This window comes from Methylobacterium sp. JK268 (genome assembly GCF_054052225.1).
Genome location: NZ_JBSVZN010000003.1, coordinates 227,577 through 252,721 on the forward strand (window position 1 = coordinate 227,577; position 25,145 = coordinate 252,721).

At 72.0% G+C, this 25,145-nt stretch carries 24 protein-coding genes; 13 read left to right on the top strand and 11 right to left on the bottom strand.

What is annotated here, in order from left to right:
* Nucleotides 1-70 precede the first annotated feature (70 nt).
* Nucleotides 71-997, bottom strand: a complete 927-nt coding sequence (locus ACW9J6_RS04960) for an amino acid--[acyl-carrier-protein] ligase (protein ID WP_457115332.1) — start codon at nucleotides 995-997, stop codon at nucleotides 71-73.
* A 29-nt stretch (nucleotides 998-1,026) separates the two neighbouring features.
* On the bottom strand, nucleotides 1,027-2,232 hold the full coding sequence (locus ACW9J6_RS04965; RefSeq protein ID WP_457115333.1) for an acyl-CoA dehydrogenase family protein: 1,206 nt from the start codon (nucleotides 2,230-2,232) through the stop codon (nucleotides 1,027-1,029).
* A gap of 287 nt (nucleotides 2,233-2,519) precedes the next feature.
* Here ACW9J6_RS04965 and ACW9J6_RS04970 point away from each other — a divergent pair, with 287 nt between their 5' ends.
* The 4 genes from ACW9J6_RS04970 (at nucleotide 2,520) to ACW9J6_RS04985 (ending at nucleotide 7,335) form a co-directional block, all read left to right on the top strand.
* Complete coding sequence (locus ACW9J6_RS04970) at nucleotides 2,520-2,795, top strand: phosphopantetheine-binding protein (protein ID WP_457115334.1); 276 nt, start codon at nucleotides 2,520-2,522, stop codon at nucleotides 2,793-2,795.
* Nucleotides 2,796-3,221: 426 nt separating this feature from the next.
* Complete coding sequence (locus ACW9J6_RS04975; RefSeq protein ID WP_457115335.1) at nucleotides 3,222-4,640, top strand: CoF synthetase; 1,419 nt, start codon at nucleotides 3,222-3,224, stop codon at nucleotides 4,638-4,640.
* A 41-nt stretch (nucleotides 4,641-4,681) separates the two neighbouring features.
* Nucleotides 4,682-5,941 carry a TetR/AcrR family transcriptional regulator gene (locus ACW9J6_RS04980; protein ID WP_457115336.1) on the top strand — a complete coding sequence of 420 codons (1,260 nt, stop codon included), beginning with the start codon at nucleotides 4,682-4,684 and terminating at the stop codon, nucleotides 5,939-5,941.
* Nucleotides 5,942-6,084: 143 nt separating this feature from the next.
* Nucleotides 6,085-7,335 (top strand): acyl-CoA dehydrogenase family protein, encoded by a 1,251-nt coding sequence (locus ACW9J6_RS04985; RefSeq protein WP_457115337.1) that lies wholly within the window; start codon nucleotides 6,085-6,087, stop codon nucleotides 7,333-7,335.
* On the opposite strand, the gene ACW9J6_RS04990 is transcribed toward ACW9J6_RS04985, so the two are convergent.
* On the bottom strand, nucleotides 7,336-8,022 hold the full coding sequence (locus ACW9J6_RS04990; protein WP_457115338.1) for an RluA family pseudouridine synthase: 687 nt from the start codon (nucleotides 8,020-8,022) through the stop codon (nucleotides 7,336-7,338).
* 72 nt (nucleotides 8,023-8,094) lie between these two features.
* On the opposite strand from ACW9J6_RS04990, the gene ftsY reads away from it, so the two are divergent.
* The 5 genes from ftsY to ACW9J6_RS05015 all read left to right on the top strand — a co-directional run bounded on the left by ftsY (nucleotide 8,095) and on the right by ACW9J6_RS05015 (nucleotide 12,796).
* Nucleotides 8,095-9,378, top strand: a complete 1,284-nt coding sequence (gene ftsY / locus ACW9J6_RS04995; protein ID WP_457115339.1) for a signal recognition particle-docking protein FtsY — start codon at nucleotides 8,095-8,097, stop codon at nucleotides 9,376-9,378.
* Nucleotides 9,379-9,531: 153 nt separating this feature from the next.
* On the top strand, nucleotides 9,532-10,149 hold the full coding sequence (locus ACW9J6_RS05000) for a septation protein A (RefSeq protein ID WP_457115340.1): 618 nt from the start codon (nucleotides 9,532-9,534) through the stop codon (nucleotides 10,147-10,149).
* Nucleotides 10,150-10,185: 36 nt separating this feature from the next.
* Nucleotides 10,186-10,911, top strand: coding sequence for an endonuclease III domain-containing protein (locus ACW9J6_RS05005; protein ID WP_457115341.1), 726 nt, complete (start codon nucleotides 10,186-10,188; stop codon nucleotides 10,909-10,911).
* 121 nt (nucleotides 10,912-11,032) lie between these two features.
* Nucleotides 11,033-12,076, top strand: coding sequence for a tryptophan--tRNA ligase (trpS, locus tag ACW9J6_RS05010; RefSeq protein ID WP_457115342.1), 1,044 nt, complete (start codon nucleotides 11,033-11,035; stop codon nucleotides 12,074-12,076).
* A gap of 33 nt (nucleotides 12,077-12,109) precedes the next feature.
* On the top strand, nucleotides 12,110-12,796 hold the full coding sequence (locus ACW9J6_RS05015; protein WP_457115343.1) for a haloacid dehalogenase type II: 687 nt from the start codon (nucleotides 12,110-12,112) through the stop codon (nucleotides 12,794-12,796).
* Between the two features lie 72 nt (nucleotides 12,797-12,868).
* Here the strand turns inward: ACW9J6_RS05015 and ACW9J6_RS05020 are convergent, their stop codons facing one another.
* The gene (locus tag ACW9J6_RS05020) at nucleotides 12,869-13,438 is read right to left on the bottom strand and encodes a TetR-like C-terminal domain-containing protein (RefSeq protein WP_457115344.1); all 570 of its coding nucleotides are present in this window, start codon (nucleotides 13,436-13,438) and stop codon (nucleotides 12,869-12,871) included.
* Between the two features lie 100 nt (nucleotides 13,439-13,538).
* Between ACW9J6_RS05020 and ACW9J6_RS05025 the strand changes: the two genes are divergently transcribed.
* The gene (locus ACW9J6_RS05025) at nucleotides 13,539-13,919 is read left to right on the top strand and encodes a DUF4267 domain-containing protein (RefSeq protein ID WP_457115345.1); all 381 of its coding nucleotides are present in this window, start codon (nucleotides 13,539-13,541) and stop codon (nucleotides 13,917-13,919) included.
* Between the two features lie 97 nt (nucleotides 13,920-14,016).
* Here ACW9J6_RS05025 and ACW9J6_RS05030 read toward each other — a convergent pair whose 3' ends face one another.
* Nucleotides 14,017-14,670, bottom strand: coding sequence for a pyridoxamine 5'-phosphate oxidase family protein (locus ACW9J6_RS05030; protein ID WP_457115346.1), 654 nt, complete (start codon nucleotides 14,668-14,670; stop codon nucleotides 14,017-14,019).
* 179 nt (nucleotides 14,671-14,849) lie between these two features.
* On the bottom strand, nucleotides 14,850-15,869 hold the full coding sequence (ilvC, locus tag ACW9J6_RS05035) for a ketol-acid reductoisomerase (RefSeq protein WP_457115347.1): 1,020 nt from the start codon (nucleotides 15,867-15,869) through the stop codon (nucleotides 14,850-14,852).
* A 212-nt stretch (nucleotides 15,870-16,081) separates the two neighbouring features.
* Here ilvC and ACW9J6_RS05040 point away from each other — a divergent pair, with 212 nt between their 5' ends.
* Nucleotides 16,082-16,627, top strand: coding sequence for a DUF924 family protein (locus ACW9J6_RS05040; RefSeq protein ID WP_457115348.1), 546 nt, complete (start codon nucleotides 16,082-16,084; stop codon nucleotides 16,625-16,627).
* A 708-nt stretch (nucleotides 16,628-17,335) separates the two neighbouring features.
* On the opposite strand, the gene ACW9J6_RS05045 is transcribed toward ACW9J6_RS05040, so the two are convergent.
* Together ACW9J6_RS05045 and ACW9J6_RS05050 are read right to left on the bottom strand one after the other, a co-directional pair.
* Complete coding sequence (locus ACW9J6_RS05045; RefSeq protein WP_457115349.1) at nucleotides 17,336-17,995, bottom strand: glutathione S-transferase family protein; 660 nt, start codon at nucleotides 17,993-17,995, stop codon at nucleotides 17,336-17,338.
* 61 nt (nucleotides 17,996-18,056) lie between these two features.
* Nucleotides 18,057-18,902, bottom strand: a complete 846-nt coding sequence (locus tag ACW9J6_RS05050) for a transporter substrate-binding domain-containing protein (RefSeq protein ID WP_457115459.1) — start codon at nucleotides 18,900-18,902, stop codon at nucleotides 18,057-18,059.
* Nucleotides 18,903-19,009: 107 nt separating this feature from the next.
* Between ACW9J6_RS05050 and ACW9J6_RS05055 the strand changes: the two genes are divergently transcribed.
* Nucleotides 19,010-20,917, top strand: a complete 1,908-nt coding sequence (locus tag ACW9J6_RS05055) for a glycosyltransferase family 2 protein (RefSeq protein WP_457115350.1) — start codon at nucleotides 19,010-19,012, stop codon at nucleotides 20,915-20,917.
* Here the strand turns inward: ACW9J6_RS05055 and ACW9J6_RS05060 are convergent.
* Nucleotides 20,862-21,458, bottom strand: coding sequence for an SCO family protein (locus ACW9J6_RS05060; protein ID WP_457115351.1), 597 nt, complete (start codon nucleotides 21,456-21,458; stop codon nucleotides 20,862-20,864). The two genes, ACW9J6_RS05055 and ACW9J6_RS05060, sit on opposite strands and share 56 nt — an antisense overlap.
* A gap of 183 nt (nucleotides 21,459-21,641) precedes the next feature.
* On the opposite strand from ACW9J6_RS05060, the gene serA reads away from it, so the two are divergent.
* Nucleotides 21,642-22,889: a phosphoglycerate dehydrogenase gene (serA, locus tag ACW9J6_RS05065; RefSeq protein WP_457115352.1), complete on the top strand. Its 1,248-nt coding sequence runs from the start codon at nucleotides 21,642-21,644 to the stop codon at nucleotides 22,887-22,889.
* A 38-nt stretch (nucleotides 22,890-22,927) separates the two neighbouring features.
* Here serA and ACW9J6_RS05070 read toward each other — a convergent pair whose 3' ends face one another.
* Nucleotides 22,928-23,527: a DUF4142 domain-containing protein gene (locus ACW9J6_RS05070; protein ID WP_457115353.1), complete on the bottom strand. Its 600-nt coding sequence runs from the start codon at nucleotides 23,525-23,527 to the stop codon at nucleotides 22,928-22,930.
* Between the two features lie 117 nt (nucleotides 23,528-23,644).
* Nucleotides 23,645-25,108, bottom strand: a complete 1,464-nt coding sequence (gene cysG, locus ACW9J6_RS05075; protein WP_457115354.1) for a siroheme synthase CysG — start codon at nucleotides 25,106-25,108, stop codon at nucleotides 23,645-23,647.
* Between the last annotated feature and the right edge of the window lie 37 nt (nucleotides 25,109-25,145).

A 25,145-nucleotide genomic window follows, 5' to 3' on the forward strand; every position in this document is an offset into this window, starting at 1 on the left:
ACGGCGAAGCCGATGACGGCCTCATGCGATTTCCGATCTACCGCCACGCAACGCGGGAAATCGACTTCGCTCACACGGCCAGCGTCGCGCGCACCTCGGCCGGCCAGGCCGCCACCTCCAGCCCATGCGTGGCGAACAGCGCCACGGCCAGCCGGTCGATGCCGAAGGCGACGCAGCCCGTATGGGCCGGCTCGCCCTCCGCGTCGCGGAGGTTCCAGGTCGTGCCGAAATGCTCGCGGTGGTAGTTGAAGCTCATGCAGGCCGTGGCCGGGCCCTCGCCGCGCAGGGGCACGAGGAGCTCGAACTTCAGCGCCTGCTCCAGCTGGTTGAGGGCCATCAGCTGGCCGACGCGGCCGAAGAACGGGTCGCTCGCCTGCGCGACCTCGTAGGTCAGCCCGAGACGGTCGGCGAGCGCGGTCGCCTTGTCGAGCCAGCGCTGCCGGAACGCCTGGATCTGGTCGGGCGTGCCGACGCAGACGTATTCCCGCATCCGGAAGGATTGCAGCCGGTCGAGGTCGCGCGAGGGCTCGCGGCGGAAGCAGTCGCAGGCGACGTCGAACCGGTAGCCCTCCGCCGGCACGGCCCCGCGAGCGGCGGCGATCGGGTAGACCGGGTAGCAGGCGGCCGGCGCCAGGACGAGGTCGGCGGAGTCGAGGGACTCCGTCCAGTCGCCGCCCGCGTAGTGACGGTCGACCGCGCCGCGGATCTCCGCCTCGCTGCCTTCCAGGCAAGAGACGCAGCCCAGCAAGTTCGGGAAGCTCTTGAGGTAGCCGTGCGTCTCGATCTGCTTGCGGCTCATCACCGGCGGGAAGCGGAACACCTCCGTGCCCTCCTCCCGGTGGCGGGAGATCAGGGCCTGCAACGCCTCGACCACCGCCTCGTAGCGCCCGGTGCGGGCGTAGACGCCGTCCGCCCCCATCGGGCGGAAGAGGCCGTCGAACAGGTCGTCCAAGGTGCCCGCGTGCGGGGCCGACGGCTTCGTCCAGTTCATGTTCATGGCGTGCGCTCCGGAAATGGGGGGTCGGGTCAGTCCCGGAGCGAGGCCGGGACGGTGGAGAGGAGGCCGGTCGCCGCGAGGTTCGCGGTGATGCGGTCGTTGTGGATCATGATCGGCGCCGAGAGGATGTCGCGCAGGGCGCGGCCGATGCTGAACGGCCCGTCCTGGCGGTAGCCGGCGAGTCCGCAGGCTCGCATGGCGCTCGACACGGTGGCGACCGCGAGTTCCGACGCCTCGACCTTCAGCATCGTGACGGCGGTCTGGACGTCGAGGCTGCCGAGGCTGCCGGACGCCTTCGCGGCGGCGTAGCGGTCGAGCGCGCCCGCGATCATCGTGCGCAGGGTTCTGAGCGAGGCGGCCGCCCGGCCGTAATGCGCGGCGCCCGGCGGCATCTGTCCGCCCGCGCCGCGGGCCGCCTGCCGGGTGAAGGCCTGCGCCCGCTCCACGGCGCCGGCCGCGATCCCGGCCCAGGCGCTCGACCAAAGGATGTGGGAGACAGGCGTCATCGTCTCGGCATGGACGGTGGCGTAGGGCACCGCCAGCACCTGGTCCGGCCGGAACCGCGCGCGCAGGCGGAAGCCGAAGCTGCTGGTGCCGCGCATGCCGAGCGTCTCCCAGCCGCTCAGGCGCTCGAGCGCGTAATCCTCCCTCAGGATCACGGCGAGCACCTGGTCGGAGGCGACGGCATCGGGCGCGCGCCGGGCGGTCGTGACCACGCCGTCCGCCTCGGCGCCGTAGGAGATCACCGTCGCGGCCCGGTCCAGGGTCACCGCCTCCCCGTCCCGCTCGATCGCCGCGGCGCTGGAGCGGACGTTGCCGCCGCCCTGGCCCTCGGTGGTCGAGGAGGCGAGGAGGAGCTGCTCGTCGCAGAGGCGGCGCAGCAGCGCCGCCTGCCAGGGCTGGTCGAGGCCGTGGTCGACGATGCAGGCGACCTTGGTCAGGTGCATGGCGTAGATCATCGCCGTCGAGGCGCAGGCGCGGCCGAGCGCGTAGCAGACATCCGCCGCCGCGGAGAGGTCCGCACCCTCCCCGCCGAGGGCCGTGGGCACGGTCAGGCCCATCAGGCGCTGGTTCTTGACCGCCGCGATCGCCTCCGAGGGGAAGCGTCCGTCCCGGTCCACCTCCTCCGCGTGGGCGGCGGCGATGCCCGCCACCACGAGGGCGCGCAGCCCGGGATCGACGGTGCCGGTCTCCGATGCGAGCGCCGCACCCGTCGGAAGGGTCTGGATGGTCATGCTGTTCCCCGCTGGTTCGATGCCGCGAGGCCGCGCCCCCGCTCTTCGGCGGGGCGGCGAGCCTCTCCTCTTTTCATTCCGTGGTAGACGCGAAAACCTAAGATATCCTGATGTAGACCTTCGAGAACGGGTTCTTCACTTGGTCGAAGAGAAGAAATACAGATTTCGTTAAGCCTGAACACTTGAAGTCTGCCGTCGCTCCTCGGCGTCGCACCGCATCCACCAAGTCGCAACGCTGTCGTTCCACAGTGCCCAGCGATCCCATCCGCAGAAACGGAGCCCCCAACATGGCCGACATCTCGACCTTCGACATCGCGGCCCGCACGGCCGCCCTCGTTCAGGGAATCCTGGCGCAGAAGGGCATCGAGTCCCGCCCCGAGCCCGAGGCCCTGCTGACGGAGGCGGGTCTCTCCTCCCTCGACATGGTGAACCTGATGCTCGCCATCGAGGCGGAGTTCGACATCACGATCCCTGCGAGCCACCTCAACCCGAAGAGCTTCCGGACGATCGCCTCGATCACCGAGATGGTGCGCGCGGTCGCCACCGGCTCGATCGCCGCCTGAGGGAGGAGCGGCGCCGGGCCCGGACCGCGCCGGATCCCGCCCGCTCTCCCAACGCACCTGTTGACCCATTCCCGCGCCTCCGAGGCGGGCGCCGCCGGGATCGGTCCCGATCCGGTCCGCCGACTGTCCCGTGACGGGACAAGCGGCGGGTGCGGCAGCGCCTTCCGGCCGGTTGGTGCAAGCGGCGGTCCGTCCGCCCCCCGATCGCGATCGGCCGGGCGGCGGGCCTCGCGGCCGCCCGCGGATCGTTTCCGCGGGCTCGGAACGAGTCACCTGCGGTTCGCGCGGGGGCCCCGGGCTGCGAAACGCGCCCGGCAACGACCGGCCGCCCTCGCCCGAGCCCGTCAAATCGGGACAGAACGGAGTGGTGCCGACCTTGCTCCGGCGGCGGGGCGCGCCGGACCGGCGCACGGAAAGGGTGCGCCGATGCCGCATGTCCCCGCCATGGCCACCGCTCTGCGGGGGCTGCACGTGCCGCTGGCCTGCCTGGCGCGGGCGCTGCCGCCGTCCCTGCGGCACGCTCGGGCCCAGGCCGAGGCCCGGGCGGAGATCCGCCGGGCCACCGCCGATCCGGCCTTTGCGGCGCGGGCGCAGGACCTCGCCCTCCTGGGCCTGATCGCCCGGGCGCGCGCCGGGAGCCCGGCCTATCGCCAGCGGCTCGACGCGGCGCTCGGAAGCGACGCCCTGGATGCGCCGACGCTCCGGGCGTTGTGGCACCGCATCCCGATCCTCACGCGCGCGGACGTGGCTCGGGAGGGGCAGCGCCTCTGCACGGTCGATCCGCGCACGCTCGACGCGTGCCGGCTCGGCGAGAGCGGCGGGCGGAGCGTCATGATCCATCGCGACCCGGCCGGCGACGCCGTCACGCGCGTCTTCCAGCACGAAGCCTGGGTGCGGGCGGGATTCGCGCCGCGGGACCTCCGGAGCGTCTTTCGCGGGTTCACCCACGGTGCGGAGGACGCCGTTCAGGAGCTGACCCACCGCGGCGAGGCACCGGTCCTTCACCCCAGCGATGCGATGATGGCGGACGAGCTGCGCGCCATCCGCCGCCGGGGCGCGGCGTTGCTGGAAGGGGTACCCTCGGCCTTGGCGGCCTTCGCCGCCTATCTGCTGCGCCACGAGGAGCCCCTCGACCAGGTCCGCGGCGTCCTGCCGACCTCCGAGCCGCTCTCCCCGACGATCCGGGCGCTTCTCGAACGGGCGTTCCCGCGGGCGCGGCTCATCCCGGTCTATGGCCTGCGCGAGCGGATCGCCTTCGCGGCCGAGCATCCGGACGAGCCCGACACGTTCGTGTTCGACCCGCTCTACGGATTCACCGAACTCGTCGGGCCGGACGGGGCGCCGGTGATCCGGCCCGGCGCGCGCGGGCGCCTGATAGCGACCGGCCTGCGGTTTCCGGGGATGCCGCTGATCCGCTACGACACCGGCGACGAGGCCGAACTGGTCGCGGCCGCGGTCCCGGCGAATGGCCGGCGGCTGATCGTCCGGCGGATCCGCCCGCGCTGCAACCCGCAGACGCTTGTCGGACGCTCCGGTGCGGCGCTGTCGCTCGCCGCGCTGATCGGGCTCGACCCGGCCCTGCTGCAGATGACGGCGTTCCAGTTCGAGCAGGAGGCGCCCGGGCGCGCGGTCCTGCGGGTGGTGCCGGGTTCGAGTCCCCTGCCCGACCTCCCCGGCTTCCTGCTGCGCGTGGCCCGCCGGACGGCCGGCGAGCTCGACCTGTCTCTCGAGATCGTCGAGCGCATCCCTGCGACGCGCGCCGGCACGCGCCCGATGGTCGTCCCGGGCTGCGCGGCCGGGGAGAACCTGGCGGATCGGCGAGCGGGAGCGCGGGCCTCGACCTGAGGGTGCTTGTCACCCTCGCATCCGGCGTGCTCAATCGACTGATGTCCCAGCCCATCGACGGGGTCGACCTGCCCGAGGCCGCGCGGCCAGGGGGGCCTGCCCGCCAGACCCGGCGCTACGCCCAGAAGCGCGACGCGATCCTCCAGGCGGCCGTGGCGCTGTTCAACGAGGCGGGCGTGAAGGGCGCCACGCTCTCTGAGGTGGCGAGCCGCGTCGGGCTGATGACGAACAGCGTCACCTATTATTTCCGCCGGAAGGAGGATCTGGCCGCCGCCTGCTTCCTCCACACCATCGCGGTGCTCGACGGGCTGGTGGCGCGGGCGGAGGCCGAGCGCGACCCGGCGGCGCGGCTGAGGCGGCTCCTCCACCTCTACCTCACCACCCGCGCGGCCGTCGCGACCGGCGCCGAGCCGGATATCGCCGTGCTCAACGACGTGCGCGCCCTGCCCGAGCCCCAGGCCGAGACGGTCTTCGCGGCCTACGCGGATTTCTTCCGGCGGCTGCGCGGGCTGTTCGACGCGGGCGGGCTCGACCGCAGCGAGCGCAACGCCCGCACCCACCTGCTGCTCTCGGTGATCCACTCGGTCCGCCTGTGGATCGACCGCTACGAGCCGCGCGATTACGGGCGGGTGGCGGACCGGATGGGCGACCTGCTGATCGGCGGCCTCGCCGCGCCCGGCGCGCCCTGGGCGCCCGGGACCCTCCCGGAACCCGGGCGGCCGGCGGAGGCCGACGTCACGCCGGAGGCCTTCCTGCGCGCGGCCACCATCCTGATCAACGAGCAGGGCTACCGGGGCGCCTCGGTCGAGAAGATCTCGAGCCTTCTCAAGGTCACCAAGGGGTCGTTCTACCACCACAACGACAACAAGGACGATCTCGTCGCCAATTGTTTCGCACGCAGCTTCGAGCAGATCCGCGCCGTGCAGGACGCCGCCGAGGCGGCCGGCGGCAGCGGCTGGGCGCGGCTCGGCACCGTCTCGGCGACGCTGGTGCGGCGCCAGCTCGGCGCGGACGGGCCGCTCCTGCGCGTCACCGCCTTCAGCGCCCTGCCGGAGGCCCTGCGGACCGAGACCCGCCGGACCATGAACCGGCTCGCCGAGCGGTTCACCTTCTGCCTCGTCGACGGCATGGCGGACGGCTCCCTGCGCGCGCACGACCCTGGGATCGCCGCGCAGCTCGTCAGCAGCATGATCAACGCCGCCGCCGAACTGCCGGCCTGGGTGCCGGGCGTGACCTGCGACACGGCGGCCGACCTCTACGTCCGCCCCCTGTTCTACGGGCTGTTCTCACCCTCGGCCTAGAAAGGCCGGTACGGTCGGGGCGGCGGCGTCCTGCCGCGCAGAAGCCGCGGTTTCGAAAACCGGGTTTCCGATCGGACGCTGATGGCGGTAGGGTTGCGGCGCATGCCGGGGCGCTCCGACCCCGGAACCGGAGGAGCACGCCGATGGACTTCACCCTCTCCGAGCGGCAGCGGCACTGGCGCGACCGCGTCGCCGCCTTCATCGACGCGCAGGTCCGCCCGGCCGTGGCGACCTACAAGGCCGAGATGGAGTGGTTCGGGAGCGACCGCTGGCAGCCGGTGCCGGTGATCGAACGGCTGAAGCCGCTCGCCCGCGAGGCCGGGTTGTGGAACCTTTTCCTGCCGCCCTCGCCCGAGCACGACACCCCTGAATTCCGCGGCGCCGGGCTCACCAACCTCGACTACGCGCTCTGCGCCGAGGAGATGGGCCGCATCCCCTGGGCCTCGGAGGTGTTCAACTGCTCGGCGCCGGACACCGGCAACATGGAGGTGCTGCACCGCTACGGGTCCGCGGCCCACAAGGAACGCTGGCTGCGGCCCCTGATGGCGGGGGAGATCCGCTCGGCCTTCCTGATGACCGAGCCGGACGTGGCCTCCTCGGACGCCACCAACATCGAGACGCGCATCCGCCGCGACGGCGACCACTACGTGATCAACGGCCGCAAGTGGTGGTCCTCGGGCGTGGGTGATCCGCGCTGCGCAGTGGCGATCGTGATGGGCAAGACCGACACCGACGCGCCCCTGCACCAGCAGCAATCGCAGATCCTGGTCCCCCTCGACACGCCCGGCGTGCGGGTGGTGCGGATGCTGCCGGTCTTCGGCTACGACGACGCCCCCCACGGCCACGCCGAGGTCATCCTCGACGACGTGCGGGTGCCGGCCGAGAACCTGATCCTCGGCGAGGGCCGCGGCTTCGAGATCGCCCAGGGACGGCTCGGACCGGGCCGGATCCACCATTGCATGCGCACCCTCGGCGTGGCCGAGGAGGCCCTCGCCGCCATGTGCCGCCGCCTCCTGTCGCGGGTCGCCTTCGGCAAGCGCATCGCCGACCATTCGGTCTGGGAGCAGCGCATCGCCGAGGCGCGCATCGACATCGAGATGACGCGGCTCCTCTGCCTGAAGGCCGCCGACATGATGGACAAGGTCGGCAACAAGGGCGCGAAGCTGGAGATCGCGATGATCAAGGTCGCGGCGCCGCGGGCCGCCCTGAAGGTCATCGACGACGCGATCCAGGCCTTCGGCGGCGCCGGGGTCAGCAGCGATGCCGGCCTGGCCTACGCGTATGCCCGCATCCGGACGCTCCGCCTCGCCGACGGGCCGGACGAGGTCCACAACCGCTCGATCGCGCGGCTCGAACTCGCGCAATACGGCAACCGCGAGCGGGCGAAGGGCTGATCACGCGGTGAAACCGCAGGCGCCGAGGCCCGCCCGCATGTGGGGCGGCACCGGCGCCTCGGCGGTGACCGGCGGCTTGCGCGGATAGAGCGGCAGGGCGAGGGCGCGGGCGTGCAGCTGTAGGCCGGGGCCGCCCTGGCGCGGCGCGGTGCCGTAGATGCTGTCGCCCCGGATCGGCCATCCCCTGGCGGCGCAATGGACCCGCAATTGGTGGGTGCGGCCGGTCACCGGCTCCAGTTCGAGCCAGGCGCTGCCGTCCGGTCCCCGGCCGCGCAGCCGCCAGCGGGTGAGCGAGGGGTCGCCGGCCGGATCGACCTTCATCCACCAGCTGCGCGGATCGTCGGAGCGCCGGGCGAGGGGCAGGTCGATCTCCCCGGATTCCTCCGCCGGGGCGCCATCGACCAGGGCCCAGTAGGTCTTGCGCGCCTCGCCCCCGGAGAAGAGGCGGCCGAGCCGGGCCAGGGCCTTGGCGTGGCGCCCGAGCGCGAGGCAGCCCGACGTGTCGCGGTCGAGGCGGTGGGCGGCCTCCGGCCGGCGCGGCAGGCCGAAGCGCAGGGCGTCGAGGTGCTGGACCAGCGTCTCGCCGCCGCCCGGGCCCGGATGGACCGGCAGCCCGGCCGGCTTGTCGATGACGAGCACCAGGGCATCGCGGTAGAGGACCCGCGAGACTATGTCTTCCACGATCATGGCGCCTCGGGTGCCGGTGGTGGGGTGCGGGAGGTCCGGTCGCATGGCCCGGACGGTGTGGAGCAGGCGCGGATGAGCGACAACACCAAGCCGGGCTGGTTCGGACGATTGTTCGGCAAGCGGGGCGAGACGAAGGAGGCGCCGGAGGCGCCCTCGCCCGATGCCCCGGAGGGCGAGCCCGATTTCGCCACCGCGGCCGAGATCCCGCCGGAGGCGCCGCCGACCGTCACGGAGGCCTCGCCCGACACCGCGACAGCGCAGGACCTCCCGGACGAACTCGCCGGCGCGGACCTTCAGCCGATCGACGGCGCGCCGGAGGAGCCGCCCGGCGGCACCGCGGGCCAGACGCCGGCAACGCCCGAGGCGCCGGAGGGCGCGGTCGAGCCGAGCCGCCTCGCGTCCGAGGCGGAGCCGGAGGCGGCGGGCGAGAAGCGCGGCTGGTGGAGCCGGCTCACCGGCGGCCTGCGCCGCACCTCGTCCGCGCTCTCCGACCGCGTCACCGGGCTGTTCACCAAGCGCAAGCTCGACGCCGGCACCCTCGAGGAGTTGGAGGACGCGCTGATCCAGGCCGATTTCGGCGTCGAGACGGCGATGCGGATCTCCGAGGCGGTCGGCAAGGGACGCTACGAGAAGGGGATCTCTCCCGACGAGGTGCGGACGATCCTGGCGGCCGAGGTCGAGCGGGCGCTGGAGCCGGTGGCACGGCCGCTGACGATCGACGCCGCGCACCGGCCCTTCGTGCTGCTGATGGTCGGCGTCAACGGCGCTGGCAAGACGACGACGATCGGCAAGCTCGCCCAGAAGTTCCGCGAGCAGGGGAAGAGCGTGATGCTCGCGGCCGGCGACACGTTTCGGGCCGCCGCCATCGAGCAGCTCAAGGTCTGGGGCGAGCGCACAGGGGCGCCGGTCGTCACCCGGGCGCAGGGGGCGGACGCCGCCGGGCTCGCCTTCGACGCGCTTCAGGCCGCCCGCGAGGCCGGCCGCGACGTGCTGATGATCGACACGGCCGGCCGGCTCCAGAACAAGGCCGGGCTGATGGCGGAACTGGAGAAGATCGTCCGGGTGATCCGAAAGCTCGACGAGACCGCGCCGCACGCGGTCCTCCTCGTCCTCGACGCGACGGTCGGCCAGAATGCGGTGAGCCAGGTCGAGCTGTTCCAGAAGACCGCCGGCGTCACCGGCCTCGTGATGACCAAGCTCGACGGCACGGCGCGGGGCGGCATCCTGGTGGCGCTCGCCGCGAAGTTCGGCCTGCCCGTGCACTTCATCGGCGTCGGCGAAGGCGTGGAGGATCTGGAGCCCTTCGCGGCCCGGGACTTCGCCCGGGCCATCGCCGGGCTGGAGAAGGACGGGTGAGGCGCAGCGCATGTCCGCCCCGACGATGGCAATGTCGGCTCTGAACCGCGCGAGGGCTGGGGAAACGGCCCGGAACCGACTAAAGGTCACGCCGCGCGAGCGCGACGCTCCGCCCCCTTCCGCGCCCCGCATCGCCGAACCAGACCGCCGCCCATGATCACCGAACCCGTCCCGCCCAAGGCCCACCTGCCACCGCTGGTCAAGCTCGCCCTCGAACTCGGGCCGCTCGGCCTGTTCTTCCTCGGCAACGCCTATGCCGAGCGCGTCGGCTTCGCGGCGGACCAGAAGCTCTTCGCGGCGACCGGCCTGTTCATCGCCGCCACCCTCGTGGCCCTCGCGGTCCATTACCTGCTCGTGCGCCGCCTGCCGATCATGCCGCTCGTCTCGGGCGCCGTGGTGGTGGTGTTCGGCGGGCTGACCCTGGCGCTTCAGGACGAGCTCTTCATCAAGCTCAAGCCCACGATCGTGAACAGCCTGTTCGGCGTGGTGCTGCTCGGCGGGCTCGCCTTCGGCAAGCCGCTGCTCTCGGTCGTGCTAGACAGCGTCTTCGACCTCGACGAGACGGGCTGGCGCAAGCTGACCTTCCGCTGGGGCCTGTTCTTCTTCGTGCTGGCGGCCCTGAACGAGGTCGTCTGGCGCACCCAGACCACCGATTTCTGGGTCGGCTTCAAGGTCTTCGGCATCATGCCGCTGACCGTCGCCTTCGCGCTCGCGCAGACCCCGCTGCTGCTGCGGCACGAGCGCAAACCGGTCGATCGCCCTTCGCCCTGAGGGAACCTGTGGCCGGGCGGGCGGATTCCCGCCCTCATGAGTCACGATCTCGCCGCGCAGGCGCTCCTCATCCACCGGCGGCTCTGCGGGGTCTACGGCTGCCCGATCCCGTATTTCCACGACCTCGACCCGATGAGCGAGCTCGTCTCCTCGCTCCTCTCCCACCGCACCCGCAACGCGGAATCGGGCCGCGCCTTCAAGGCCCTGCGCGCCCGCTTCGCCGATTGGGGGGCGCTGATCGCGGCGCCGGTCGCCGAGGTCGAGGCCCTGATCGCCGGCGTGACCTGGCCCGAACTGAAGGCGCCGCGGATCCAGGCGATCCTGCGGGCGGTGCGCGACCGGCACGGCAGCCTCGATCTCGCCTTCCTGCGCGACCTCGACGTCCCGGCGGCCCGGGCCTGGCTCGAATCGATCCCGGGGATCGGCCCGAAGACGAGCGCCGCCGTCCTCAGCTTCTCCACGCTGCGCATGCCGGCCCTGCCCGTCGACAGCCACCACCATCGCGTGGCGCAGCGCACCGGCCTGATCGGCCCGAAGGTCGATGTCGGCCCCGCCCACGCCATCCTGCGCGCCCAGCTGCCGGAGGACTGGAGCGCGCAGGCGCTCTACGACAACCACGAGGTGATGATGCTGCACGGGCAGCGCTGCTGCTTCCACCGCGCCCCGGATTGCGGGCGCTGCGCGCTCCTCGACCTCTGCCCGACCGGGCGGGCGCGGCACCCCGCGGCGGCGGACCGGATCCCCGAGCCGGAATGCGCCTGACCTCCGGCTTCGATGCCGCGGCCAGGATGCCTTGACCGACCCGGGCGCTTGGGTCAGAACGCCGCGCCCGCGGGCCGCCCCCGTCGGATCCCCGCCTCCTCCGGCCCGACACGAGACGCCGATGCCCGCGTTCCAGGAACTCGTCTTCTCCGGGGTGCAGCCGACCGGTAACCTGCACCTCGGCAATTATCTCGGGGCGATCAAGCGCTTCGTGGCGCTGCAGCCGCAATACCCGACCTGCCTGTACTGCGTGGTCGATCTCCACGCGATCACCGTCTGGCAGGATCCGGCCGAGCTGACGAACCAGATCCGCGAGGTCACGGCGGCGTTCCTGGCGGCCGGCATCGACCCGGCGCGCGCCATCGTCTTCAACCAGAGCCAGGTGCCCCAGCACGCGGAACTCGCCTGGATCTTCAACTGCGTGGCCCGCCTCGGCTGGCTCAACCGGATGACGCAGTTCAAGGAGAAGGCCGGCAAGGACCGCGAGAATGCCAGCGTCGGCCTCTACGACTACCCGGTGCTGATGGCCGCCGACATCCTGGCCTACCGGGCGACGCACGTTCCCGTGGGCGAGGACCAGAAGCAGCACCTGGAACTGACCCGCGACATCGCCCAGAAGTTCAACAACGACTTCGCGGCGCCGATCGGCGCCAAGGGCTACGGCGAGGCCTTCTTCCCGCTGACCGAGCCGCTGATCGGCGGTCCGGCGGCCCGGGTGATGTCCCTGCGCGACGGCACCAAGAAGATGTCGAAGTCGGACCCGTCCGACTACTCGCGGATCAACCTCACCGACGATTCCGATGCCATCGCCCAGAAGGTGCGCAAGGCCAAGACCGACGCCGAGCCTCTCCCCTCGGAGGTCGCCGGTCTCGCGGGGCGGCCGGAGGCGGACAACCTCGTGGGCATCTTCGCGGCCCTCCGCGACACCACCCGCGAGGCGGTGCTGCGCGACTACGCGGGCGCGCAGTTCTCCGCCTTCAAGGGCGCGCTCGTGGACCTCGCCGTCGAGACCCTCGGGCCGATCGGCGGCGAGATGAAGCGCCTCGTGGCCGATCCGGCCTATATCGACGGCGTGCTGGCCGAGGGCGCGCGCCGCGCCGAGGCCATCGCGGCACCGAACATCGCGGCCGTGAAGGATATCCTGGGCTTCGTGCGGCGCGCATAATCGGGCGACAAGAACCGGCGCGGAGATCGAGCGATGGCGATTCAGGCCCTGGTCTTCGACGTGTTCGGCACCCTGCTCGACTGGCACGGCGGGATCGCCCGCGAGGCCGCGCGGCTGCTCGGGGTGGAGGGCGGCGCCTTCGCGCGGGACTGGCGCGACCGCTACCAGCCCGGCATGGAGCCGATCCGGCAGGGCGCCCGCGCCTTCGCGGATCTCGACATCCTCCACGCCGAGAGCCTGGAGGCCGTGCTCGCCGCGCGCGGCCTCGACCCGATCGCGGATGAGACCAAGCGCGACCTCGTCCTCGCCTGGCATCGCCTCGACGCCTGGCCCGACGTCGCCCCCGGCCTCGCCCGGCTGAAGCCGCGCTTCCTCCTCGCCCCCTGCTCGAACGCGCATATCCGGCTCGCCATCGCGCATGCGCGGCGCAACGGCCTGCCCTGGGACGCGATCCTGGGAGCCGAGATCGCCCAGGACTACAAGCCGAAGCCCGCCGTCTACCGGAAGGCCGCCGCGGCGCTGCGCCTGGCGCCGGGCGAGGTGATGATGGTGGCGGCGCACTCCTCCGACCTCGCCGCGGCGGCGGCGAGTGGATTGCGCACGGCCCACATCGCGCGGCCCGACGAATGGGGGCCCGCCACCGGCGAGGCCGGCCCGGGCGTGCCGGTGGACGTGGCGGCGCGGGATATCGAGGATCTCGCCCGGCAGCTCGGGGCCTGAGGCGGGACCGCGGGCCGGACCGGAGGCCGGCACAAGCGGCCTCGCTCCCCATTGCCACGCCGCGGCGCGTCCTCAGCTGTCGAGGAGCCAGCGCACGAGCAGCGCGACCCTGTCCGCGCGGGCGTCGACCCGGATCCGGCCCGCACGGTCGAGCGCGGCGAGGCCGTGGAGGGCCGCCCAGAACGTCTCGGTCGCGACGTTGCGGTCGGTATGCGAGGGCGTGACGACCGCCGCGAGCGCCGCGAAAGCGTCCTTCAGGACCGGATGCGTCCCCGCCTCCCCGAAGGCCAGGCCGGTCGGCAGGGTGAACATGGCCTCGTAGACGGCCGGATGGTCCCGGCCGAAACCGAGATAGGCCGCGGCCACCGCGTCGAGCGCGCCGCGGCGGTCGCGGGCCTCTGCGGCGGCCCGTCGGAGAGCGGCCGCCATATCCCGGAAGCCCGCGACGGCCACCGCCGCCACGATCGCGTCCCGGTTCTCGAAATGACCGTAGAGGACCGGCTGGCTGTACTCGATCTCCTCGGCGAGGCGCCGGATGGTGACGGCGTTCCAGCCCTCACTCTCCGCGATCGCGCGCGCCGCCGCGACGATGCGCTGCTCGCGCTCCGCGCGCTGGCGGCCCTTCCGATCGGCGATCCCCACCTCGTCCTCCCCGACGCGCCGGATGCCCGGCCAGCCATGATAGAAAAGCTTGAAAATCTAGCAATGCTAGAATACGTATCGACGATCGAAGGAGGCGCTCATGCACGCGCTTGCGGTCGGAGTGGCGCTGCTGGCGGCGCTGGGTATCATCGCGATCGGCATCCTGTACCTCGCTGCGCCGTGGACGGCGACGCGCAGCTTCGGCCTGCCGCTCCCTGAGGAGGGCGCCCATGTCACGTGGTGGCTGCGGCTCAAGGGCGTGCGGGACGTCGTCTCGGGTCTGGCCGTGCTCGCCGTCCTGGCCTGGCTGGGATCGCGGGCGGCCGGCCTCATCCTGCTGGTCGAGGCCGTCATCCCGGTGGGAGACATGCTGCTCATCCTCGCCGCGCGGGGCTCCGGACGGCGTGCCATCGGCATGCACGGCCTCACGGCGGTGCTCATGATCCTGGCCGGGATGGAGCTGCTGGCGGGCGCGTCCTGAGGCCGTGGGGGCTGTTGCGCCGGGCCGGAAGGATCGGATCGGCGCGAGGTCGGGTCCGCGGCCGCACGACGGGCGTCGCATGGCTCCGCCGGCCAGGTCAGGCCTCGCCGCGCAGCAGACGGGCCGTGTAGTCCTCGACGTCGATCACGCCCTCCGCGCGGGCGCGGGAGGCGTCGGGCTCGGCGAGGACGTCCTGCAGCATGTCGAGGCGTTTCCAGACCGCGAGCGGGGTCTCGCGATCGGCTCGCGGCACGTAGCGGGACTCGGCCACCTTGCGGTAGGGATGAACGTAGCGCGGGCAGTTCACCCACACCTTCGCGACCGCGACGCGGACGAGGTATCTCGCCTCCGGATAGGCCGACAGCAGCGCGCCCTCGCGCTCCAGCCGGGCGCTGCCCTGGACGCGCAGGCGGTGCGGCGTCTCGAAGTCGATGAACAACAGGCCGACCCGCGCCTGCGCGGCGATGTTGCCCATCGAGTAGAACATCCCGTTCCCGTCATAACCCGGGAAGACCAGCGTGTGCGCGTCGAGGACGCGCACGAAGCCGGGCGCGCCGCCCTTGTAGGACACGGTCGGGTTCCCGTCGGGATCCACGGTCGAGAGGAACAGCATGTCCCGCCCCTCGATGAACGCCTTCTCCTCGGGCAGAATGGCCTCGTGCACGTGGTCGGTGTCGAGGCGCTCGGCGAGGCGTGCGGTCCCGAATTCCTCCTGTAGGGCGCGGTGCGCCGGGGCGTAGAGCGAGCCCATCCCGTACCTCCCGTCATGCTGTCTCCCGCGGGCGGCGGGGCGGAGCGCCACCCTCACCGTCCGGGCCGGCGGGAGCAACCGGAACTTAGGCCAAGTGGCCCTCACGGTGTCACGGCGCAAAAAAGCCGGCCCCGCCGCGAGGCGGGACCGGCCTAGGGTCGCGAACGGAACTCGGTCGCTCAGTTCTTCGACTTGTCGACCAGCGCCTTCTCCTTGATCCACGGCATCATGCCGCGCAGGCGCTCGCCGACCTCCTCGATCGGATGGGCGGCGTTGCGGGCGCGGGTGGCCTTGAACGAGGTCTGGTTGACCCGGTTTTCCAGCATCCAGTTCCGGGTGAAGGTGCCCGACTGGATGTCGGTCAGGACCCGCTTCATCTCGGCCTTGGTCTCGGGCGTGATGATCCGCGGACCGGTCACGTACTCGCCGTACTCGGCGGTGTTCGAGATCGAGTAGTTCATGTTGGCGATGCCGCCCTCGTAGATGAGGTCGACGATCAGCTTCACCTCGTGAAGGCACTCGAAATAGGCCATCTCGGGGGCGTAGCCCGCCTCGACCAGGGTCTCGAAGCCGGCCTTGATCAGCTCGACGAGGCCGCCGCAGAGCACGACCTGCTCGCCGAACAGATCGGTCTCGCACTCCTCCTTGAAGGTCGTCTCGATGATGCCGGCGCGCCCGCCGCCATTCGCCGAGGCGTAGGACAGGCCGAGATCGTGCGCGTTGCCCGAGGCGTCCTGCGCGATGGCGATCAGGGTCGGCACGCCGCCCCCGCGCAGGTATTCCGAGCGCACGGTGTGGCCGGGGCCCTTCGGGGCGACCATCAGCACGTCGAGGTCGGCCCGCGGCTCGATCAGGTTGAAGTGGACGTTCAGGCCGTGCGCGAACAGCAGCGCCGCGCCCTGCTTCATCTGGCCGTGCAGGGACTCGCGGTAGATGTCGCCCTGCAGCTCGTCGGGGGTGAGCATCATGACCACGTCGGCCTGGGCCGCCGCATCGGCGACCTCCATGACCTTGAAGCCCTCCGCCTCGGCCTTCTTGGCGCTCGCCGAGCCCTTGCGCAGGGCGATGACGATGTCCTTGACGCCGGAATCGCGCAGGTTGAGCGCGTGGGCGTGGCCCTGGCTGCCGTATCCGACGATGACGACCTTCTTGCCCTTGATCAGATTGATGTCGGCGTCGCGATCGTAATAGACCCGCATGGCGGCTCCCCCTTGTGCGAGTTGGTGGAGGTGATGGGACGCTCCGGGCGCTGGAGCGGCCGTGCGATCCGGCGGCTTTTAGCGGGGCGCCTCGCCGCAGGGAATAGGCATTGCGGCGGCCTCTGCGCGGAGCGGGTGCGCGTCTCGCGAAGACTTGGCGGTGCGGTGCCGGGGGCGGCGATCCGGGACCGATCACCGAGGAGGCAGGAGCCGTGGGCGAACCGGGTCCCGACGAGGTGGTGGCGTTCTGGCGGCAGGCCGGGCGGGAGCGCTGGTTCGCGGCAGTTCCCGATTTCGATGCTGCCTGCCGCGGCTTCCTCGGCGCGCACGAGGCCGGGGCGCGCGGCGACCTCGCCGCCTGGGAGACGCAGCCAGCGGGCGCCCTGGCGCTGGTGCTGCTTCTCGACCAGTTCCCCCGCAACTTGTTTCGCGGCAGCCCCCGCGCCTACGCCACCGACCCATTGGCGCGGGAGGCCGCCGCGCGAGCCCTCGACCGGGGCTTCGACGAGGCGGTGGAGCCGGCGCTGCGCGTCTTCCTCTATATGCCCTTCATGCATGCGGAGGATCCGGCGCTGCAGGAGCGCAGCCTCGCTCTCTTCGCGGCCCTGGGCGACCCCGACCACCTCGCGGCCGCGCGCGAGCACCGGGCGCTGATCCAGCGCTTCGGCCGCTTCCCGCACCGCAACGCGGTTCTCGGGCGGGCGAACACGCCTGAGGAGACCGCCTATCTGGCCCGGGAGGACGCGTTCCGGGGGTGATTTGCCCCTCGAACGTGGTCCCTCGGATCGGCTGCGGATGCCATCTTCCGCAGAAGCGCGCCGATCGACGCATCGCGGCGTGCGCATGCCCTCTTCCCGTGTGCGGCGACCGGATGCACACATCTGTTTGCAGCCATTTCATCAGCTGAACGCTTCCGGAAAACGCAACACTCCTCATGCTGAGGTGCTGCGCAGCAGCCTCGAAGCACTCCCGACCGTCAATACAAGGGAAGAGTGCGTTGGATATGCTGTTCTGGGGTGCGTGCGGGCCTGCGGCCCGCCAGAGGCTCCCTTCGGTCGCACCTCAGCATGAGGAGGTGGTTTTGTTGCCATGCGTCGGGTTTGAAGCTGTGGCTCACCATGACTTGACTGGATGAAATCGACCGGTTTTCAGCTCCATCGGCGTCGATTGAGCCTTCTGATGCCCTGCGAGCGATCGCGCAGCGGGTGCGCCTGAGCGACAACGGATCCGCTCGAAGTCTGGTCGATCGGAACGATCATCCATTTCGCGCCAACTCGGCCTCGCTGCGGACCCAATGAGGGGTCCGCAGCCCTCTCTCCGCACGCGCAGAGAGGAGAAACCCGCACTTCATCCCGCGAATTAGGAATGTATGAGCCCGCACGCGCGAGAGGATTCCGCGCGATCCCCTCCGAGACTGGCTGCTACACATCTTGCCTGAACGACAACACCGCGCGAGAGCCTTTCAGTCAGGGCCGGCCCTCTTGCGGCAGGGACAATCCCTCCCGCGCGAAGGCGCGGCGCACCGCCTCGCGCCCGGCCATCCGGCGGGCATGGGCCGTCCAGTACGGGAACAGCCGGTCCATCTCGTAGCCGAGCGCCGGCCCGCGGCCCCAGTGCCAGAACACGAGCAGGTAGGGATCAACCACGCTGTAGCGCTCGCCGAGCGCCCACCCGCCGCGCGAGACCCCGACCTCGATCATCGTCCAGAGGTCGAAGCAGCTCTCCCGGCCCCGCGCCTGCACGTCCGCGAGCGCGGCTTCGTCGCTCGCGTAGCGCTCGGCGCGCCGCACATGCGCGTAGGCGACGTGGACCGAGGAGGAGAGCCAGGCCAGCCACTCGGCGCAGCGCCCCTCCTCCCGCGGATCCTCCGGCCAGAGGCCGGCCTCCGGGAAGCGCCGCGCGATGGAGCGCAGGATCGCCGGGTTCTCGGTGAGGACCCAGCCGCCCTCGGCGAGGGCCGGAACCCGTCCCTTCTGGTTGATCGCCAGGTAGGCGGGGGAGCGCTGCTCGCCGACCGCGAAATCCACGCGGACCGCCTCGAAGGGTGCGCCGGTCTCCTCGAGGGCGATGTGGGGCGCCAGCGAGCAGGCGCCCGGGGCGTAGTACAGCCGCAGCGTCTCGGTCATCGGATCCTCGTCATGGGGCATGCGGCCGCCGGTCGGTCGGCTCGCGCCGCGGGTGCGGACTTCAGAACGGGCTGACCGGGAAGAAGCGCAGGTAGAGTTCGGCGTATTTCCCGTCGTCCCACAGCCGCTGGACCGCATCGTCGAGGGCGCGCGCCAGCACCTCGTCCTCCTTGCGGGTGACGAGGCCCATGCCCTCGCCGAAGTAGCGGTTCTCCAGGTAGTCGCCGCCCGAGAAGGCGCAGCAATTCCCGGCATCGACGCCGCCGAGCCAGAGGGCCAGCGCCACGCCGTCGGCGAAGAGGTAGTCGATCTCGCCCCGCTTCAGCGCCGCCTCGGCCGAGCCGAGATCGGGGAATTCGCGCGGCGCAACCTGGAAGAACGCCCTGAGGTAGGCGGCGTGGGCGGTGCCCGAGACGGCGCCGACCCCGTGCCCCGCGAGCGCCTTCCCGTCGGGGGGCGGCAGCGCGCGGTCGGTGCGGACCGCGAAGCGCGCCGGCCAGCGGAAGAAGGGGCGCGTCGCCAGGAAATTCGCCCGCAGCGCGGGGGTCAGCGGGATCGCCGCCGCCACCACGTCCCCCTCCTTGGCCGACAGCGCGTCGAGGAGCGTGTCGAAGCGGCGCGACTGCACCGTGCAGGTAAGATTGAGCTTCTCGCAAGCCGCGCGGGCGAGTTCGACCACGAAGCCGGTCGGGTTCCCGTCCGGCCCGGCGAAGTGGAAGGGCGGGTACTCGTCGTCGGTGAGGAACCGCACCGGCCGGCTGGTCTGCGGCGGTTCCGGCCGCTCCAGGCGCGCCCGGGGATTCCAGAAATTCGGGATCGTCACCCCGTCGGCGGCCCGTCCGGCCGGGGACGCGAGGCATAGCAGCATCGCCAGGACGACCCGATGCGCCCTGTTCCCTTGCGTCATGCGGACCGAGCGGCTACGACAGGGCATCGGGTCCGGCGGGGCGTCGAGGTCGGTTCGGCGAAGGGCCATGGTCCTCCTGTAGCATGTTCCAACGTCCCCGGGAGTCCATGGGACCGGTCGAGAGAGGGGCCGCGCAGGCACCGCCTCCCGATCCTCCCGTCGATCTCGCCATGCTGCTCTGGCAGGGCGTGCGTCCCGACATCCTCACGCAGGCATTGCGTCTCGCGCGCGAGACCGGCACGGACGGTACCACCGCGATCATCCGCGGCGGCCTGATGAGCGAGGAGGCCTATTACCGGGCCCTCGCCCGCGCCCTCGATCGGCCGTTCCTGGCCGACGACCTTCCCCTCGACCCGAGCACCCGCTTTCCCGAGAGCCTGCTCGCCGGTGCGGCGCCCCTCCGGCCCGAGGAGCCGAACGCCGTGGTGCTGGCGCCCGAGGGGCGCGCCGTCGCGGCCCTGCTCCGGCACGGCCTGCATCCCGGCCGGCCGGCCGCCATCACCTCCCCGACGCGGCTGCGGCAGGCGGTGATGCGCATGAGGACGGCCGGCGCGGCGCTCTACGGCGCCGAGACCCTCGACCGCAACGCCCCCGAATGGGCGTACCGCCCCGGCATCTCCTCCGGGCACGGCCTCGCGGTCGGCCTCGCCGTCGCCTGCGTGCCGCTGCTGTGGGACGCCTCGCTCCTCATCCAGGCGGTGGTCGCGAGCGGGCTCAACCTGCTGTTCCTCAGCATGACGGTGTTCCGGCTCGCGGCAGCCCTCGTCCCGCCGCCGACCATGCCGGCGGTTCCCCGCGCCGCCGATTCCGACCTGCCTGTCTACACGGTTCTGGTGGCGCTCCACCGGGAGGCGGCGGTAGTGCCCCGCCTGCTGGCCGCTCTGGCCCGCCTCGACTACCCCCGGCCGAAGCTCGACGTGAAGCTGATCCTGGAGGAGGACGATCCCCAGACCGCCGCCGCCCTCGCCGCGGCGGGGCTTCCCGCCTGGATCGAGGTCCTGGTCGCGCCGGCCGGGGAGCCGCGGACGAAGCCGCGGGCGCTCAACATCGCGCTTCCCCTCGCCCGCGGCACCTACCTCGCCGTCTACGACGCGGAGGACGTGCCGGATCCCGGCCAGCTGCGCCGGGCCGCAGCGATCTTCGCGTCCTCCTCGACCCGCATCGCTTGTCTGCAGGGCCGGCTGGTCGTCGACAACGCCGCCGATTCGTGGCTGACCCGCTGCTTCGCTCTCGAATACGCCGCCTTGTTCGACGTGCTGATCCCCGCGCTCACGGCGTGGCGACTCCCGGTGCCGCTCGGCGGGACAACGACGCATTTCCGCACGCCGGTGCTGCGCTCCCTGCACGGCTGGGACGCCTGGAACGTCACGGAGGACGCGGATCTCGGCCTGCGGTTGGCCCTGGCCGGATATCAGGTCGGCGACCTGCCGCTCTCCACCTTCGAGGAAGCGCCGAGCCGCCTGCGGCCCTGGCTGCGCCAGCGCACGCGCTGGATGAAGGGCTTCCTCCAGACCGCGATCACGCATAGCCGCCACCCGCTCGCCACCGCGCGGGCGCTCGGCGCGGTCGAGACCCTGGCGGCGATCGCCCTGATCCCCGGGACCGTGATCTCGGCGCTGCTCTTCTATCCGCTGATGCTCGCTGTCGCGGCCTGGCGCTTCCTCCTGGGACCCATTCACGCCGAAACGAGCTTCTGGGCGAACCTGGCGGCGGCGCTCGGCATCGAGGTTCTGGTGGTCGGCATGGCGGCCCTGGCGCTTCCCGCCGCGCTCGGGTGCCTGCGCCGCGGCTGGCCGAACCTCCTGCCCTGGATCGCCCTGCTGCCGCTCTACTACGGCCTCGTCAGCGTCGCGGCTTGGCTCGGCCTCGCGGAACTGCTGCGCGCGCCGTCCCGGTGGAACAAGACGGAGCACGGGCTCGCCCGCACCTCGCGCAGCGGCGCCCTCGCGCCGCCCCCGGTCAGAGCTGGCGGGCCACGTCCGCGGCGGCCTCGGCGGCCGGCCGCATCAGGTTGAGCGAGCCGACGAAGCTGTTCTGCGCATCCATGATGTAGACGAGCGCAGTGTGCTCCATCGTGTAATCGCCCTCCTTGAGCGGGACCTTGCGGCTGTAGACGCGGTAGGCCTTGAGCGTGCGTGCGACCTCGTCCGGCGCACCGGTCAGCCCGACGATGCGCGGGTCGAAGCTCGCCAGGTAGTCCTTGAGCGCCGCCGGCGTGTCGCGCTCGGGATCGACCGTGATGAACAGCGCCTTCACGTCGCGTCCCTTCGGGCCGAGGGCGGCCAGCACGTCCGAGATCTGCTGCAGCGTGGTCGGGCAGACATCCGGACAATGGGTGAAGCCGAAGAACACGAGATGGGCGCGCCCGGCCGTATCCTTGTCGGTGACCGTCTTGCCGTTCTGATCGACCAGCGCGAAGGGTCCCCCGACCGCGCTTCCCCCCACGGCGGCGGGCCGGCCGAGCATCGTGGCGGCGGCGATGCCGAGCGCCGCCAAGCCCAGGACGAAGACGATGAGTGGGACCGCCGCACGGCGGACGGAGGGAGACAGGGGCATGGCGGGGCCTCGCGCGACGCAGGCCGCCCGCACAGCACGCGGCCGCACGCGGTGCAAGACGGCAGGCCGTCGCCCCGCCCCGGGCGCAGGCCAGGCCTGCGCGGGGCGAGCGCCTGTTGCGCCTGGGTTCCGCCTTCCCTATCGCTCCTCGGCGCAAGCACCGCGCCCGACGAGACGATCCCGATGGCCGACAAGCTCTCCTTGCCCAAGGACAAGATCCGCGTCCTTCTCCTCGAAGGCATCAATGACAGCGGCGTGACGCTGCTGAACGCGGCCGGCTACAGCAACGTCACGCGGCTGACCAAGGCCCTCGATCCGGCCGACCTGCGCGAGGCGCTCAAGGGCACGCACATCCTCGGCATCCGCTCGCGCACGCAGCTCGACGAGGCCGCCTTCGAGGCGGCCGACCGGCTGATCGCGGTGGGGTGCTTCTCGGTCGGGACCAATCAGGTCGACCTCGATGCGGCGCGCCGGCGCGGCATCCCGGTCTTCAACGCGCCCTTCTCCAACACCCGCTCGGTGGCCGAACTCGTCATCGGCGAGATCGTGATGCTGCTGCGCCGCATCGTGCCGCGCTCGGTCTCGGCCCATCAGGGCGGCTGGGACAAGTCGGCGGCGAATTCCTTCGAGGTGCGCGGCAAGACGCTCGGCATCGTCGGCTACGGGAATATCGGCTCGCAGCTCTCGAACCTCGCCGAGGCAATGGGCATGCGGGTGATCTTCCACGACCTCACCGACCGCCTGCGCCACGGCAACACCGAGCCCGTCGACACGCTCGACGACCTGCTCCGGCAGAGCGACGTGGTCTCCCTGCACGTGCCGGAGACGCCCGCCACCCACAACATGATCGGGGAGGCGCAGATCCGGGCGATGAAGCCCGGCGCCTACCTGATCAACAACAGCCGCGGCACGGTGGTGGACCTCGACGCGCTCGCGGGCGCCCTGCGCGACGGTCACCTGCGCGGCGCGGCGGTCGACGTCTTCCCGGTCGAGCCGAAATCGAACAGCGAGCGCTTCACCTCGCCCCTGCAGGGCCTGGAGAACGTGATCCTCACGCCGCATGTGGGCGGCTCGACCGAGGAGGCGCAGGAGCGCATCGGCGCCGAGGTGGCGCGCAAGCTCGTCGACTACTCGGATATCGGCTCGACCTTCGGCGCCGTGAACTTCCCGCAGGTCCAGCTCGCGGCGCGGCCGCTCGGCACCCGCTACATCCACGTCCAGCGCAACATCCCGGGCATGCTGCGGCGCCTCAACGACGTCTTCGCGCGCCAGGGCATCAACATCGCGGCGCAGTTCTACCAGACCGACGGCGAGGTCGGTTACGTGGTGATCGAGACCGACGCCGTGGACGGCGATGCCGAATTGCTGCTGGAGGAGATCCGGCAGCTCGAGGGCACGATCCGGGCGCGGCTGCTCTACGAGCGGCGCTGAGCCGGCGGGGACCGCCGGCTCCGACGGCCTGTCGGCACTCAGTCCTTCAGGTCGTGCTCGATATCCGCGAGCAGCGTCAGGTGCTCCTTGATCTGCCCCCGGGCGAGCTTGGCGACGGCGAGGGTCTCGCGATCCTTGCCGGAGCCGAGATAGCTCTCCTGAATCCTGAGGAGCGCCTGGTGCCCCTCGACCTGGCCGCGGACGTAGTCGCGGTCGAAGGCGGCGCCGGCCTTGGCCTGCTGGAGCGTGTCCAGCGTCGACTTGCCCTTGGCGTCGATCTGGCCGGTCACCTCCGCCGCGGAGGGCGGCTTCACCTGCCCGGTTGCCGGTGTTCCCTGATCGCGCATCGCCTTCAGGATGTCCGCGATCGTCTCCTGCTCGGCCACCTCGAAGCCGGCGAATTCCTTCACGTCGTCGTCCCGGGCCTTCTCACGCGCCATGCGGCTCGACGCGAGGGAGAGGGCGCCGGCGGCGAGCGTGTCGGCGATGTACTTGGCCTCCGCCTCGCCGATGCGGGCGCCGGCATTGCCGGTCGCTTCCGAGGCCGAACTCGGCGCATTCTGGGCGCGGGTCGCGCGGGTGAGGGACGGCAGGGCGACGGCGGAGGCGAGCGCGGTGAGCGCGAGACGGCGGTCCATGGGGATCTCCCTCGGGGCTGCGTGGGGCGGCGAACCGCCGGCACCAACCTGCCGCGGGACTCCGATGTTTCCCCGCCGCCGCCCCGCCGGGTGCGACCGGTCGGCGCGAGGGGGGGCTCAGCCGGCCTGCAGGCCGAGGGACGTCACGGCCTCGTCGACCAGCGCCTGCGCGCCGCGCCCGAGCGCGTCTCCGACCATGACGATCGCCGGACCCTCGGCGCCGCTCGCCGCGACCTCGGCCGCGAGGGTCGCGGCCGTGCCCCGCACGACCCGCTGCTCGGCCCGCGTGGCGTTGAACACCGCCAGCGCCGGCGTGTCCGGCCCCAGCCCCTCCGCCACGGCCCGCTCCAGCAGCGCGCCCAGGGTGCGCTTGGGCATGTAGATCACGGTGGTGACCGAGGAATCGCCCAGCGCCGACCAGTTGAGATCCTCCGGCAGGGCGCCGCGCCGGTCGTGACCGGTCACGTATTGCAGGCGCCGCGCCGCGTCGCGGTGCGTGAGCGAGATCCCCAGGGAGGCCGCCGCGCCCTGCGCGGCCGTCACGCCCGGCACCACCGAGACCGGCACGCCCGCCGCCCGGCAGGCGTCGATCTCCTCGCCGGCCCGTCCGAAGACCAGGGGATCGCCCGCCTTCAGCCGCACCACCCGCTTGCCGGACTTGGCCAGGCTCACCATCAGGGCGTTGATGTCGTCCTGGCGGCAGGAGGGACCGTGGCCGGTCTTGCCGACGAGCATCGTGCGGGCCTCGCGCCGCGCGTAATCCAGGATCTCCGGCGCGACGAGGTCGTCGTAGAGGATCACGTCGGCGCTGCGCAGGGCCCGCAGAGCCTTGAGGGTGAGGAGTTCCGCGTCCCCGGGTCCGGCGCCCACCAGCACGACCGCGCCGCCGCGCGGGCCGGCATCCGCCTCCGCCATCAGGTCGTCGAGGTCGGCGCGCGTCGGCGCCCTGTCGGGCTCCGCGAAGGCGCGGTCGGTGAAGCGCTCCCAGAAGGCGCGCCGCTCCGCGAAGGCGTGGTAGCGGGCGCTCACCGCGGCCCGCCAATCCCGCGCCGCGCCCACCCAAGCCTTGAACCCGGCCGGCAGCATCGCCTCGATCCGCGCCCGCACATTCTGGCCGAAGACCGGGGCGGCGCCCTCCGTCGAGATGCCGACGACGAGCGGGGAGCGGTTGACGATCGCCCCGAAGGACACGTCGCAGAGATGCGGCCGGTCGATCGCGTTCACGATGGCGCCGGCCTGCCGCGCCGCCGCGACGAAGCAGGCGCACGCGCCCTCGTCCTCGTAGGCCGCGATTGCGAAGGCGGCGCCGTCGAGGTCGGCCGGGCTCCACTCGCGCGCGTGCAGGACGATGCGCCCGGCCACCGCCTCGGCCGGCGCGGCGCGCATCTCGTCCGTGGGGTCGGGCGCGAACACGTCGACATGGGCCCCCGCCGCGGCCAGCAGCTTGACCTTCCAGGCCGCGCCGCCATTGGCGCCGGCGAGCACCGCCCGCTTGCCGTGCAGCGTCACGAAGACCGGCAGCACCGCGAGGGGTTCGAGGCCGGGGGAGCGCGTGTCGCGGGGAAGACGGGGGGAACTCATCGGCATTTATACGGGACGGAGGGTGGGAAACGATGCG

What these genes read in the sequence shown, in the direction of transcription:
- ACW9J6_RS04960 (WP_457115332.1), bottom strand. Translation starts at nt 997, where the DNA reads ATGAACATGAACTGGACGAAGCCGTCGGCCCCGCACGCGGGCACCTTG.
- ACW9J6_RS04965 (WP_457115333.1), bottom strand. Translation starts at nt 2,232, where the DNA reads ATGACCATCCAGACCCTTCCGACGGGTGCGGCGCTCGCATCGGAGACC.
- ACW9J6_RS04970 (WP_457115334.1), top strand. Translation starts at nt 2,520, where the DNA reads ATGGCCGACATCTCGACCTTCGACATCGCGGCCCGCACGGCCGCCCTC.
- ACW9J6_RS04975 (WP_457115335.1), top strand. Translation starts at nt 3,222, where the DNA reads ATGCCGCATGTCCCCGCCATGGCCACCGCTCTGCGGGGGCTGCACGTG.
- ACW9J6_RS04980 (WP_457115336.1), top strand. Translation starts at nt 4,682, where the DNA reads ATGTCCCAGCCCATCGACGGGGTCGACCTGCCCGAGGCCGCGCGGCCA.
- ACW9J6_RS04985 (WP_457115337.1), top strand. Translation starts at nt 6,085, where the DNA reads ATGGACTTCACCCTCTCCGAGCGGCAGCGGCACTGGCGCGACCGCGTC.
- ACW9J6_RS04990 (WP_457115338.1), bottom strand. Translation starts at nt 8,022, where the DNA reads ATGATCGTGGAAGACATAGTCTCGCGGGTCCTCTACCGCGATGCCCTG.
- ftsY (WP_457115339.1), top strand. Translation starts at nt 8,095, where the DNA reads ATGAGCGACAACACCAAGCCGGGCTGGTTCGGACGATTGTTCGGCAAG.
- ACW9J6_RS05000 (WP_457115340.1), top strand. Translation starts at nt 9,532, where the DNA reads ATGATCACCGAACCCGTCCCGCCCAAGGCCCACCTGCCACCGCTGGTC.
- ACW9J6_RS05005 (WP_457115341.1), top strand. Translation starts at nt 10,186, where the DNA reads ATGAGTCACGATCTCGCCGCGCAGGCGCTCCTCATCCACCGGCGGCTC.
- trpS (WP_457115342.1), top strand. Translation starts at nt 11,033, where the DNA reads ATGCCCGCGTTCCAGGAACTCGTCTTCTCCGGGGTGCAGCCGACCGGT.
- ACW9J6_RS05015 (WP_457115343.1), top strand. Translation starts at nt 12,110, where the DNA reads ATGGCGATTCAGGCCCTGGTCTTCGACGTGTTCGGCACCCTGCTCGAC.
- ACW9J6_RS05025 (WP_457115345.1), top strand. Translation starts at nt 13,539, where the DNA reads ATGCACGCGCTTGCGGTCGGAGTGGCGCTGCTGGCGGCGCTGGGTATC.
- ACW9J6_RS05030 (WP_457115346.1), bottom strand. Translation starts at nt 14,670, where the DNA reads ATGGGCTCGCTCTACGCCCCGGCGCACCGCGCCCTACAGGAGGAATTC.
- ilvC (WP_457115347.1), bottom strand. Translation starts at nt 15,869, where the DNA reads ATGCGGGTCTATTACGATCGCGACGCCGACATCAATCTGATCAAGGGC.
- ACW9J6_RS05045 (WP_457115349.1), bottom strand. Translation starts at nt 17,995, where the DNA reads ATGACCGAGACGCTGCGGCTGTACTACGCCCCGGGCGCCTGCTCGCTG.
- ACW9J6_RS05050 (WP_457115459.1), bottom strand. Translation starts at nt 18,902, where the DNA reads ATGACGCAAGGGAACAGGGCGCATCGGGTCGTCCTGGCGATGCTGCTA.
- ACW9J6_RS05055 (WP_457115350.1), top strand. Translation starts at nt 19,010, where the DNA reads ATGGGACCGGTCGAGAGAGGGGCCGCGCAGGCACCGCCTCCCGATCCT.
- ACW9J6_RS05060 (WP_457115351.1), bottom strand. Translation starts at nt 21,458, where the DNA reads ATGCCCCTGTCTCCCTCCGTCCGCCGTGCGGCGGTCCCACTCATCGTC.
- serA (WP_457115352.1), top strand. Translation starts at nt 21,642, where the DNA reads ATGGCCGACAAGCTCTCCTTGCCCAAGGACAAGATCCGCGTCCTTCTC.
- ACW9J6_RS05070 (WP_457115353.1), bottom strand. Translation starts at nt 23,527, where the DNA reads ATGGACCGCCGTCTCGCGCTCACCGCGCTCGCCTCCGCCGTCGCCCTG.
- cysG (WP_457115354.1), bottom strand. Translation starts at nt 25,108, where the DNA reads ATGAGTTCCCCCCGTCTTCCCCGCGACACGCGCTCCCCCGGCCTCGAA.